8 protein-coding genes and 2 pseudogenes are annotated in these 11,690 nt (G+C 62.2%); 4 read left to right on the top strand and 6 right to left on the bottom strand.

Annotated features, from left to right (window positions below; all coding sequences use genetic code 11):
* Positions 1-7 precede the first annotated feature (7 nt).
* A pseudogene (locus BM222_RS01100) lies at positions 8-239 on the top strand (2-oxoadipate dioxygenase/decarboxylase family protein); the annotation flags it as partial.
* A 115-nt stretch (positions 240-354) separates the two neighbouring features.
* Positions 355-1,920 (top strand): L-piperidine-6-carboxylate dehydrogenase, encoded by a 1,566-nt coding sequence (gene amaB / locus BM222_RS01095; protein WP_092226405.1) that lies wholly within the window; start codon positions 355-357, stop codon positions 1,918-1,920.
* Between the two features lie 128 nt (positions 1,921-2,048).
* Here amaB and BM222_RS01090 read toward each other — a convergent pair whose 3' ends face one another.
* Positions 2,049-5,333, bottom strand: coding sequence for a PAS domain S-box protein (locus tag BM222_RS01090; RefSeq protein WP_092226403.1), 3,285 nt, complete (start codon positions 5,331-5,333; stop codon positions 2,049-2,051).
* Between the two features lie 357 nt (positions 5,334-5,690).
* Between BM222_RS01090 and BM222_RS01085 the strand changes: the two are divergent.
* Positions 5,691-6,482 (top strand): annotated as a pseudogene (locus tag BM222_RS01085) (alpha/beta fold hydrolase).
* Between the two features lie 65 nt (positions 6,483-6,547).
* Positions 6,548-7,654 (top strand): PAS domain-containing sensor histidine kinase, encoded by a 1,107-nt coding sequence (locus BM222_RS01080; protein WP_244546979.1) that lies wholly within the window; start codon positions 6,548-6,550, stop codon positions 7,652-7,654.
* An 842-nt stretch (positions 7,655-8,496) separates the two neighbouring features.
* Here BM222_RS01080 and BM222_RS43200 read toward each other — a convergent pair.
* The 5 genes from BM222_RS43200 to BM222_RS01055 form a co-directional block, all read right to left on the bottom strand.
* Positions 8,497-8,754 (bottom strand): protein-L-isoaspartate O-methyltransferase family protein, encoded by a 258-nt coding sequence (locus tag BM222_RS43200; protein WP_502690860.1) that lies wholly within the window; start codon positions 8,752-8,754, stop codon positions 8,497-8,499.
* On the bottom strand, positions 8,688-8,945 hold the full coding sequence (locus BM222_RS40805; RefSeq protein WP_177242921.1) for a class I SAM-dependent methyltransferase: 258 nt from the start codon (positions 8,943-8,945) through the stop codon (positions 8,688-8,690). Before BM222_RS40805 ends, BM222_RS43200 begins: the two co-directional genes overlap by 67 nt.
* A gap of 505 nt (positions 8,946-9,450) precedes the next feature.
* Positions 9,451-9,771, bottom strand: a complete 321-nt coding sequence (locus BM222_RS01065; protein ID WP_092226399.1) for a cupredoxin domain-containing protein — start codon at positions 9,769-9,771, stop codon at positions 9,451-9,453.
* 10 nt (positions 9,772-9,781) lie between these two features.
* The gene (locus BM222_RS01060) at positions 9,782-10,300 is read right to left on the bottom strand and encodes a DUF4142 domain-containing protein (RefSeq protein ID WP_092226397.1); all 519 of its coding nucleotides are present in this window, start codon (positions 10,298-10,300) and stop codon (positions 9,782-9,784) included.
* Between the two features lie 86 nt (positions 10,301-10,386).
* Positions 10,387-11,076 (bottom strand): RNA polymerase sigma factor, encoded by a 690-nt coding sequence (locus BM222_RS01055; RefSeq protein WP_092226394.1) that lies wholly within the window; start codon positions 11,074-11,076, stop codon positions 10,387-10,389.
* Positions 11,077-11,690: the final 614 nt, after the last annotated feature.

The following is an 11,690-nucleotide window of genomic DNA, read 5'->3' as shown; positions in this document are numbered from 1 at the left end:
TTTCATGTCTCCGATCGTGTACGAGGACTTCCTCCCGGTCAGTGCGGCCGGCATCTTTCAGTCGAACCTTGGCGGCGACGCCCAGAGGAACTACGCCGTGGCCGCCGCATTAGAGGCGGCGCTTGGTGCACCCGTTCACGACGAAACTGAACCCTATGCGGAAGCCGAGAGAGCCTCGCTCGATCGGGCGCCTCGGTGAACTCGGCCTCTCCGAATTGCAGCGCCAGGCAACCGCGTGAGGAGGAATAGGGATTGACGAAACCACCCCTTCAGTTCGATCAAAGAGCTGTCGCGCGCGCACGATCCGCGTGATTGCGACCGTTCAGATTCACGCCGAGCTTCGGAAACACTGCCATGTCCGTCACACCCGCCGCGCGCACCCAGGCCCTTACCGTTGATCTCGCCATGGAGGCAGACAGGCTTCTTTCGACACTCGGCGTGCTCAGGGAGAGCTACACGAAAGGCTCGCTGGTGGTTCGCTCGCCGATCACCGGCAAGATCGTCGCCGAGGTGAGGGAAACCAGCGTCGAGGCCGCCAAAGCCGAGATCGAACGCGCCGAAGCGGCGTTTCGCGCATGGCGGCTGGTGCCGGCACCCAAGCGCGGCGAGCTGGTGCGGCTGCTCGGCGAGGAGCTGCGTGCCGGCAAGGAGGCGCTCGGCCGGCTGGTGTCGATCGAGGTCGGCAAGATCATTTCCGAGGGCCTCGGCGAGGTCCAGGAGATGATCGACATCTGCGATTTCGCCGTCGGACTGTCGCGCCAGCTCTACGGCCTGACGATCGCGACCGAGCGCGGCGAGCATCGCATGATGGAAAGCTGGCATCCGCTCGGCGTCACGGGCATCATTTCCGCGTTCAATTTCCCGGTGGCCGTGTGGGCCTGGAATGCGGCGCTGGCGCTCGTGTGCGGCAACAGCGTCGTCTGGAAACCGTCGGAGAAGACCCCGCTGACCGCGCTCGCAACCCAGGCCCTGTTCGACCGCGCGCTGGCGCGCTTCAGGAAGGACGGGGGCAGCGCGCCGGAAGGGCTCGCCACGGTGCTGCTCGGTGGCCGCGACATCGGCGAAATGCTGGTCGATCATGCGAAGGTGCCTCTGGTGTCGGCCACCGGCTCGACGGCGATGGGCCGCGCGGTGGGCCCGCGGCTCGCCAAGCGGTTCGCGCGCGCGATTCTCGAGCTTGGCGGCAACAACGCGGCGATCGTCGCGCCGACTGCCGATCTCGACCTGACGCTACGCGGCGTGGCCTTTGCGGCGATGGGCACCGCCGGCCAGCGCTGCACGACGCTGCGTCGCCTGTTCGTCCATGAGAGCGTGTATGACAGCTTCGTGCCGCGGCTGACGCGCGCCTACGCGTCGGTGACCGTCGGCAATCCGCTCGACAATGGCACGCTGGTCGGTCCGCTGATCGATGGTGCGGCGTATCGCGCCATGCAAGACGCGCTCGAAGCGGTCAGGGCGGTCGGCGGCAAAATCCACGGCGGCGAACGGGTGGCGATCGATGGCGCGGCCGACGCCCATTACGTCCGCCCGGCGCTGGTCGAGATTGCGTCTCAGACCGGACCGGTCGAGCACGAGACTTTCGCGCCGATCCTCTACGTGATCAGATACAGCGACTTCGATGCCGTACTCGAGTTGCACAACGCCGTTCCGCAGGGACTGTCGTCGTCGATCTTCACCAATGATCTGCGCGAGGCGGAAACCTTCCTGTCGGCTCGCGGCTCCGATTGCGGGATCGCGAATGTGAATATCGGCCCGTCCGGCGCGGAGATCGGCGGCGCATTCGGCGGCGAAAAGGAAACCGGCGGCGGCCGCGAGTCCGGCTCCGATGCTTGGAAGGCCTATATGCGCCGCGCTACCAACACCATCAATTACGGCCGGACGTTGCCGCTCGCGCAGGGCGTCAAGTTCGACGTGGTGTGACAAAGGGCGAGACGTGAACGTTCACGTTGCAATGCCGTCGTCGTCGTTCCGGCCGTCGAGCCGCCTACACTGGGTGACCTATGCCGACAGCGTGCTGATTGCGGGTGGCAAGCCCGCGCTGGTCCCAGTTATCCGCCACTCGATAGGCTGGCGAGTTTCGCAGCGAGGTCGCCAATGCTGAATGGCTTGACCATCCGCGGAAGATCAGGCGCGACGCCCTCGCTTTCCGCGTAGCCGGACACCAAGAGCACCTGCGTTCCAGGCACTTGTGCGCGTACGAGCCGGGCCAAATCAGTGCCGTTCATTCCCGTCATCAAATGATCGGTAACAAGGAGCTGAGGTTTGACGCCGCCGCCGATCAGCCGGATTGCTTCTTCCGCCGAGGTAGCTTCGAGAACCGCGTATCCAAGGTCCGTTAGCATGTCAGCGGCTGCTGCACGAACGAGAGGCTCGTCATCGACGAGAAGGGCGGTCCCAAGCGCCCCGCCGCTGGGCACCGACGCCGGCTGCTGGTTCTCCGACGCGACAGGCTCATCGGTCGATGGAAGCCACATTTCTATATTCGTACCCACCCCAGGCCGGCTTTGAATGGTCAGCGCGCCGCCCAACTGCGATGCCAGCCCGTGAGCCATGGATAGACCGAGACCCGTGCCTTTTCCGATGCCCTTGGTTGAGAAGAATGGCTCGATCGCCCGGGCCTTCACAGATTCGTCCATGCCGACTCCGCTGTCCGCAACGGATAGCCTGACATAGCGTCCAGGCCTCAAGTTGGTCCGATGTCCCGCATCGATCTGTTGGGCGTCTGCGGTAATACGCAACGTGCCGCCATCGGGCATCGCGTCACGCGCATTCACCGCGAGATTGAGGAGCGCCATCTCCAGCTGATTTTCATCGACCTTTGCGGCCGGCAGGTCCTGCTGGATCTCCACAGAGACTTTGACCTGCGGGCCGGACGTGCTGGAGATCAGCTCGCCCATTCCGTGAATCAGGTCCCCGACCCGCGTTGCTCTGGCTTGGAGAGGTTGCCGCCGGGCGAATGCGAGCAGCCGCTGGACGAGAGTCTTGGCCCTATCTGCTGATTGCATCGCTCCGGCGATCAATCGCTGCTCGCGCTCCCCTCCTACGCCTCTTCGCTGCAAGGCATCGAGGGCTCCGACGATTGGCGTCAACAGGTTGTTGAAGTCGTGGGCGACTCCGCCGGTAAGCTGACCCATCGCCTCCATTTTCTGCCCTTGACGGAGCTGCTCCTCCGCCCTTGCGAGCCGCTCCTGCTCCCGAATACGCTCCGTCACGTCATAGACGAACTGATAGGCGCCGATCCGCTCTCCTTTGCTGTTCCGCAAGGTATTGTACTTCATCTCATAGTGGCGACGTTCGCGATCTCCAAACGCCGCGATTTCGGTGAATTCCTCTCCGGATAGCGCGCGGGCCCAAACCGCGCGGACGGCTTCTCGCTCGATAGGTAGATGCGTCAACAGGTCGAGCATGCATTGCCCGGCCTGTGGACGAACTCCGAATATCTTCTCGAATTCATTAGCCGCGGCCTTGTTGATGGCGAGCCAACGGAATTCCAGGTCTACGACCTGGACGAACGCATCCGTCCCTTCGACAATGTCGGCCAAAACCTTCCTTTCGGCCAGGACCTCGGAGATGCGGCGCTCCAATGTCTCGTTCAGCTCTTTGAGCTTTGCTTCGTCAGCCTTGCGCGCAGTGATGTCGATCGCGGTGCCGGTCACTCGCATACAGCGGCCATGGTCATCAAACACGCCGCGTCCCTTCGCAGCGACCCAGCGAACGCGACCGTCTTCTTTGCCGATGGTTCGATACTCAACATCGTAGAGAGCACGCTTATCGGGATCTCGCGCCGCTGCATAAGCTTCGCTGACGAACTCCCGGTCTTCGGGGTGGAGGCCCGAATAGAACTCCAGCATCGAAACGGGGCTGTCTGGCGAGATACCGAACATCGCCTTGACCAAGGGTGGCCAGTGCAGGACCTCGCTGATCTCATCCACGTCCCAGAAGCCGACGTCCGCGTTGGCAGTAGCGAGTCGCAAGCGTTCTTCGTTTTCTCTCAGGGCGACATTCATCGCTCGCAATTCGTCTTCGGCACGGCGACGTTCGGCTTCCAATTCCTCTCTCTCGGTTACATCGACGTTGACGCCAATCATCCCGAGGAATTCACCGGAAGCTCCGAAGCGAGGATGCGCGACGGTTTCCAGCACCCGGTATGCTCCTGAGGCGCTGCGGTATCGCCCTTTCAGTTCTACGGGGACGCGTTTCTCCATTGCGGCCCCAACCTGTTCGCCGACGGCCTGAGCGTCGTCGGGATGAATGGTCGCCGACCAATCGAAGTCGGGAATGGCTGCTTCCTCTATCCCCCAGAAGCTTCGGAGCAGCCGATTCAGGTGAAGGCATTTGCCGGCGGAGTCGCTTATCCAGATCATGACAGGAGCGTGCTCCGACATGAGACGAAAGCGCAGTTCGGATTCCCTCAATTGCTCTTCCGTCATTATTCTGTCCAGTGACAGGCTCAACTGGCGTGCAATTGTGCTGGCTAGACGTGTCTCCCCCTCGCTAAATTGATGCGGGCACCTATAGTACGTCATGAACTTGCCCATGACGCGTCCGTTGCGGACAAGCGGAATGAAGGCGAGACCACGAATCCCTTCGCCCTCGATTACCTTCTTGAGGGCATCAGGTTCGTTCGTATCCCGAATATCAGCCACGAAGATCGGGGCAGCATCAGTCGTCTCTAGTGTCCACGGCGAGTGACCGTCTACGGCTTTGCGGTACTCCTCGCTGATCCCCTTCCATGCGACGAAGCGCATGACGGAAGCCGAATCGAAGAGCAGGATCGATGCACGCTCGCAGTCGAGCGCATCGGTGATCGCCTTGAGCGCCGCCTCGTAGACCTCATGGGCGGATTTCGCAGCCTGTAGGCGCTCGGTCAGGTGGAATAGCGTTCCAAGCTCGCGAACAGTCCGCGAAAGCGATTCCGCAGCGCTCTTACGCTCGCTGATGTCTCGGCAAAACGATGCTCCGCCCACGATCGATCCGTTCTCATCGCGCAGCGGGACGACCGTAATCTCCACGGCGAGGCCCCTACCATCTTTGGCCACCCTGACAGTTTCGAAGGGGCCAAAGGATTCGCCGGCGCTCACGCGAGCGATCATGTTCTCGGCGGCTGAACGCTCCGCGTGCGTGACCAGATCCAGCAGGGAACGACCGGCGATCTCCGAAGCCTCGAAGCCCAACAGGCGTTCTGCCGCGGGATTCCACTGAGTGATGACGCCGTCGGTGCGCCAGCACCAGATCGCGTCGGGCGAGCCGGCAAGGATCGCCGAAAGCACCACCGGTCCGGGTCCTACCTCCATGCGCAAGGCGGAAACCGGCCGGTCGGCCCCACTGGACATCTTTACCCCTCCCGGCCACCTTTCGAGAAGACGGCTTCCAAACGCCTGTTTTTAACCCGGCCAACAAAACCTTACCCAACCAAGCGGATTGAGTTTTGTTCCAAGAATGGGCCGGAGAATCCACGCGGGGCAGGCAGAGAGCATCAAGCGGGGCTCTCCTGCACGGGTGCAATCGGACAGAGCGTCAAGCGATTTCTCGAGCAACTTCGGCTGCGAAGATGATACACGTTCCTGGGCGCCGGACCCGGGCGGCGGGGTCCGTGCCGTCCCACATCCGCCACCCTCCCAAAGTAGACAGCACTGCGAGCCGCGACGGCATAGGGTGTGTCCAGCCAAGCTCCACAGAAGGGACTTTTCATGCCGGGAGTGCTCGAACGCAACAACGTGAAGGTCCGCGGAGCCGGTGAACAGTCCATGATGTTCGCGCATGGCTACGGGTGCGACCAGAATATGTGGCGGTTCGTCGCCCCGGCCTTCGAACCCGATTTCAACACCGTGCTGTTCGATCACGTGGGGGCGGGCGGGTCCGACCTCAGCGCCTACAACAAGCGCAAATATTCCAATCTAAGCGCTTGTGCCGATGACGTCGTCGAGATCGGGCGAGGGCTGGAGCTGCACGATGCCGTGTTCGTCGGCCATTCGGTAAGCGCCATGGTCGGTGTCCTCGCCTTGCAGAAGGGGCCCGGGATGTTCGGTAAGCTCATCCTAGTCGGCGCATCTGCCCGCTACATTGACGACGAGGGTTACGTCGGCGGCTTCAGCGCGAAGCAGATCGAAGAGCTCCTTGAGTTTCTTGAGGCCAATCACATGGGCTGGTCCGCGCAGATGGCCCCCCTGATCATGGGGAATCCGGACCGGCCAGAACTCGCGGAAGAGCTCACGAACAGCTTTTGTCGCACAGATCCGGACATCGCAAAGGCGTTCGCCCGTGTGACCTTCACCTCCGACAACCGCAAGGATCTCGCCGGGGTGACCGTCCCGACTCTCATCCTCCAGTGCAGCGAAGACATCATCGCCTCCGAGGCGGTCGGCTAGTTTGTGAATCGCAACATTCCAAAGAGCCGCATGATCGTTCTCAAAGCCACCGGGCACTGCCCGAATCTCAGCGCACCGGACGAAGTCGTCGCCGCCATGCGGACTTTCGTGTGAGCCGCGTGGACATCAACTCGCGCCCGGACTTCGAGGACATGGTAGAGAACGGGCCGTTCGGCTAGGTGTCTCTGCTACCCAACGCTCGCGTCGGATACGTGAACAGAGCGCTCCTGGAATGGAGCGGATGCACGGCTGGCCAGATGCTTGGAAGGCCGCTGCTCGAACTTCTGACGGTGCCCGGGCGCATCTACTACGAGACCCATCTTGCTCCTCTGCTTCGCATGCACGGCTTCTTCTCCGAAGTTGCCCTTGACCTCCTCGAGGGCGACGGCGAGCCGCTGCATACGATCGCCAACGGCAAGGAAACGCGGGACTCAGAGGGAAGGCCGACTTCGATCCGGATCGCGTTCGTCAAGTCCATCGATCGTCGCCGGTACGAACAGGAGCTGTTGAGATCACGCGAGATGGCCAGGGCCGCCGCCGAGGCGACCGAGGAGAAGCTGCAGCGAGAGCATCAGATGGCCGAGTTGCGCGAGCAGTTCATCGCCGTGCTTGGTCACGATCTGCGCAACCCTCTTGCCGCGCTCAGCGCTGGCGCTCGAATTCTTGACCGCACGGTGCAGAGCGAGAAGGAGCGCCAGATTGTCGCAATGATGCAGACCACGGTCATGCGAATGGCCGGCCTAATCGACGACGTCCTCGATCTCGCGCGCGGCCGCCTCGGCGGCGGAATCGCCGTCGAGCACAAGGCAGGCAAGCCGTTGGAGGCCGTCCTCACCCAGGTCGTGGTCGAGTTGCGGCTGGCCTCGCCGGGTCGGGAGATCGTGGTCGATCTCCACGTCGACCGGCCTGTCGATTGCGACAGCTCGCGCATCGGGCAGATGCTGTCGAACCTGCTTGGGAACGCCTTGACGCACGGCTCGGCCAGCAAGCCCGTCATGGTCCGTGCGGAGACGCGCGACGAAGCCTTGGAACTGTCGGTCAGCAACGCGGGAGAACGGATTCCCCCCGAGGCCATGGACAAGCTGTTCGAGCCGTTCTTCCGCGGGAAGGCCCGCGCCAGCAGGCAGGGATTGGGGCTTGGCCTCTACATCGCGTCCCAGATCGCTAAGGCACATGGCGGCGAACTCGTTGCTACGTCAACCCCTGAAGAGACCAGATTCACCTTCACGATGCCTGTGCAAGCGGAGTCGCGTGATCAGACCGATGGTCCAGTGGACAGCACGTGAGCCGACATAGTGCGCGGTGAGTCGCCGTTATGTCCCACCTGCTTTCGTTGGTCCTTCGGGGACGATCCGATGCGACATCAAGAGCTTTGGCGCCCAATTGTTGCAGCGCGCTTTTCAGAACCGCGTAGTGGAGAGTCGTGAACTTCTCTAACACGTAGCGGTTCTTGCGGCGGACCTGGACGCGCCTGTTCCCGGAAAGGCAATTGAGTAGAGCCGGCACGGCCGTGTGCACTCCCCAATTCGTGTTCGCTACGTGTGCACTGAGAGGTCAAAACAGGTACAAATGTGTGCAATTTCGACTAGTTTGGAATGCACATGTTCCGGGTTCATCCCATTCAGAACACAGGATAAAGTGTTGAAATCGCAAGGCTCTCGTTTTTCCGTAGCCCCCATGATGGATTGGACCGGGACATCTCGAAAAGCGAAGCAGCAGCAGCACTTAAGCCGCACCTCGATCGATCATGTCGTACCAAATGTAGTACTGCCGCTGGTGCGGAGCTCGCCGAGCAAGCATTGTCGCGCCCCAGCGTCTGTCCTGCGGCTATAGCGTAGCGCGGCGTAGCGGGGCGCGGCGGGAGGGCGACATGTGTCTCCGTCGTCCGCGTGCAACGTTGTGCAGCGATCATTCTGCTCGGAGCTTTGCTCTGCGCGTGTGCGAGGGAGGCGCCTTCGACCGAGATCCCCGCGGCGCCGGTGCCAGCGTTGAGGCAGCCGGCCGACCGAGCGAAACGTCGGCGCGAACGTCGCGAGCGGCGCCGGGAGGCTCGCGAACGGGCTCGGGCCAACGCATCTTGAGTTCGGATGATTTCGCGAGGTCGAGGCTGCCGTCATGGCTTCCGCGGCTACTGGCTCGCGACAAGAGGAACGAAACGCACTTCCTCAATCTGCTCCTCGATGAAATGCGCCTGCGGCCCGCGTGTCAGCTTCGTCAGCCACTGCACACCGTCGGGATCGCCTAGCGGGATGAGAAGTCGTCCCGACGGAGCTAGTTGAGTTTTGAGAGTCGCGGGCGTCTGCGCGCTAGCGGCCGACATCAGGAACACGTCGAACTCGCCGCCATCCGGCCATCCAGTAGCCCCGTCGCCCGGGCGCAGATCCACGTTGCGGCAGCCGAGATGCCGAAGGCGCGATCGGGCGCGCTGCACCAATGCTTCATGAGCTCGATCGCGTAAACCTCCTGCCCGAAGTTGGCGGCGAGTGCCGCCAGACAACCGGAACCCGCACCGATCTCCAGAACGCGGTCCGCCTTGGCGATAGCGGCAGCTTCAGCGCGCTGCGCCCGGGGCGGCATTTCCCGACTCGAGCAGGTTCAGCGCCGTCTCAATCTGCGCGAGCACGCGCTCGATTTCCTCGCGCTCGTTCGGTCAGGTACCGTTCGTTCTCCAGTCGCTCCATGAGCGCCTGCTTCCGCGCAAGCGGGTTTGCGACAGCCGACACATCGCACCTCCCCAGATTTAGCATCTGCAATCGAGTCGGTGCGGCCACGACGAACTTGCCAGTCCTGGCTCTGCGAGGTCGGGTCCAACCCGGACGGCCCTTCCAGACCACTATTTCGTCGGCAGCTTTCTGGCGGCGGGATCGTGCAACGGATCCCCGCTCATTACGGATCAATGTATTCCGCGTCCGCCATCAAGTCTTCGCTCAGCACGCACGGTGGCGGCTCGGCGTTCGTTCATTCCATAGTTCAATATAATGGCGGGCAATCGTGTGTGCGTCGATCATATCCTTCTCTCCGCTCCTCGGGGTTTCGCTAACGGAGAGGACGCGTCCAAATCGATTACCTCCGAGGTCAAGCCTCACGGCTCGATCTTGAGCGTCGCCTTCATGTTGGGATGAAAGCGGCAGTAGTAGTCGACGGAGCCCGGCTTTTCCAGGACGTAGGTCGCTGTCTTCTTCGGCGGCATCATCACGTCGAAGTCACCGTTTCTGGCGGTCGCAGTGTGCGTGAGCACGTCCTTGTTCACGAGCTCTATTGTGTCGCCGACCTTGGCCGAAGCCTCGGCCGGCGAGATCACCAAGTTCTCCATCACGATCCGGACCGTGGCTGCTTGCGCCGGGACGGCGATCGCGCCGAATGCGAGAGCTGCTATCATCAGGCGAAGGCGTCCCGGCTGCATGATCGGCTCCCTACTTCAGTTCCGCCGCGACATGCTCGGCGTGCTGCTCGTGGCCCTGAAAGATCTTCAGGCCTGTCTGAAGCAAGCTCTTCAACTCGGCATTGCTGGCCGACGGGATCAGCTGCGTCTCGAGCGCGCCGTTGACCGTCTTGTGATAGGCGACCTCGTTGGCGACATAGGCCTTGTCATAGGCCGCCCCCGAGAGCTTGCTGAGTTCGGCGAGCTTGTCGGCGGCAGCCTTCGACAGCGCCTTGGACGTATCGTTGTCTTCGGGCGTTACGTTAAGCTTTTTGACGAGGTCTAGGGCCTGCTTGTTGACGGCCTCATGGTCGCGAACCATGTCGTCGGCGAATGCCTTGACGTCCTTGTTGGTCGCCTTGGTCTGCGCCTGCTTGGCAGCGGCAATGTCGATGCTTCCCGCGGTGTAGGCAATATGTGCGATCTGCGGATCGGTGAGTTTTCCCTCCGCGAGCGCCGCGCCGCTCACGAGCGTGATGGCGGCGATTGCCGCACCCAATCGAACGAACATGTCTGATCCTCCTGTTGCGCCGTCATCGGCGGCGCGTTGTTGCACAAGAGTTAGATGGCGAAGGGGACGCGAGGTTCCCGGAATTTTTAGGCGTAACCCAATCGCGTCAGCACGGCATTCGTCAGCCGGTCGCAGCGGCGGCCGGCGAATGGAAACGCTTCCAATATCACGGGACCGATCTTCTTCTCGACATTGTCGCGCAGCATGGCGCGGGCGCGGTGCAGCCGCGTCTTTACCGTCTCCGGCTTCAGGCCGAGGATTTCGGCGGTTTCCTCCACATTCATGCCTTCGATCACGCGCGTCATGAAGACGATGCGGAATGGTTCCGGGAGTTCATCGATCGCGCCCTCGACGACGTGCTGTATTTCACGTTGAGCCATGGATTTTTCCGGGTCGTCCGCGGCGGACATCAGGGGAAACTGGATGATCTGGGCTTCAAGGGCGCCTTGCGGCAACGAGGATATTTCCACACAGGGACGCTCGCGGCGAAGCCGGCCGAGTGCCTCGTTGATGGTGATCCGCGACAACCAGGTCGAGAGGCTGGAGTCGCCGCGAAACTCATTGAGATGCGTAAAGGCGCGGACATAGGTCTCCTGCACGACATCCTCGGCTTCGCCGTCATTGCGCAGAATGCCGCGGGCGAGCCGGTAGAGCCGGCGGTTGTTGGCTTTGATGATGGCGCGCACGGCCACCTCGTCGCGGCCCAGCACACGGGCGACGAGCTCGGCATCGGTAAGGCCGACCGGCGCGGTAAGAGGGGCGGTGACGCTGGGCATTGGCAGCCTCGTTCCTAGCAAAACCTGGAAGTTGGATACGCCAGAATAGTGGAGGTTCCGAAAATCGCCTCGAATTGGGTTAGCAAAGGAGGGGTTTGTCTGCTGCGCCGCAGCGCAATGGGCGTGGATTTCAGGCATCCCGGGAAGCAGCGGACCTTGGCCCGCACGAACTGGCGGACGGGCAGCAGCGCGGGCGGAAGTCGAAGCAGGTGGCCGCCACTCTTAAGCCCAGTTTTTCCCCAACGGTGATGCAAGTCGTATTGGCGCACCTTGGTCTCACACAGCAAGAGGAGCCCATATGTCGATACAAGCAATAGCGCTTGTGTTAGTGGTGGCGGCGACTGCGGCCAACGCGCAAGATGCCCAGTCCGGACAAGTGCAAACCCCAGCCCCCGCCGGCGCAAATGGAACGCGGCCGTTCCTGTTCGATGGGCGAATGAAAGGTGATGGCGACCGCCAACGAGCGCCCACCAACGATCATCGTGGTGCCATCGTCATGCCGTCGAAAGCGAGCCCGCCGACCCCCGAACAATGAAACGCCGACCCGTCTACAAGTTGTCGTTATGGGCTCGCCTCCCGCGTCACGAGTCCCGATTGGGGTCATTACTTTTAAG

The organism is Bradyrhizobium sp. Gha (assembly GCF_900113735.1).
In the GTDB taxonomy this organism is placed as follows: Bacteria; Pseudomonadota; Alphaproteobacteria; order Rhizobiales; family Xanthobacteraceae; genus Bradyrhizobium.
This window is presented reverse-complemented; position numbering and strand designations above follow the sequence as displayed.

What these genes read in the sequence shown, in the direction of transcription:
- amaB (WP_092226405.1), top strand. Translation starts at nt 355, where the DNA reads ATGTCCGTCACACCCGCCGCGCGCACCCAGGCCCTTACCGTTGATCTC.
- BM222_RS01090 (WP_092226403.1), bottom strand. Translation starts at nt 5,333, where the DNA reads ATGTCCAGTGGGGCCGACCGGCCGGTTTCCGCCTTGCGCATGGAGGTA.
- BM222_RS40805 (WP_177242921.1), bottom strand. Translation starts at nt 8,945, where the DNA reads ATGCCGCCCCGGGCGCAGCGCGCTGAAGCTGCCGCTATCGCCAAGGCG.
- BM222_RS01065 (WP_092226399.1), bottom strand. Translation starts at nt 9,771, where the DNA reads ATGCAGCCGGGACGCCTTCGCCTGATGATAGCAGCTCTCGCATTCGGC.
- BM222_RS01060 (WP_092226397.1), bottom strand. Translation starts at nt 10,300, where the DNA reads ATGTTCGTTCGATTGGGTGCGGCAATCGCCGCCATCACGCTCGTGAGC.
- BM222_RS01055 (WP_092226394.1), bottom strand. Translation starts at nt 11,076, where the DNA reads ATGCCCAGCGTCACCGCCCCTCTTACCGCGCCGGTCGGCCTTACCGAT.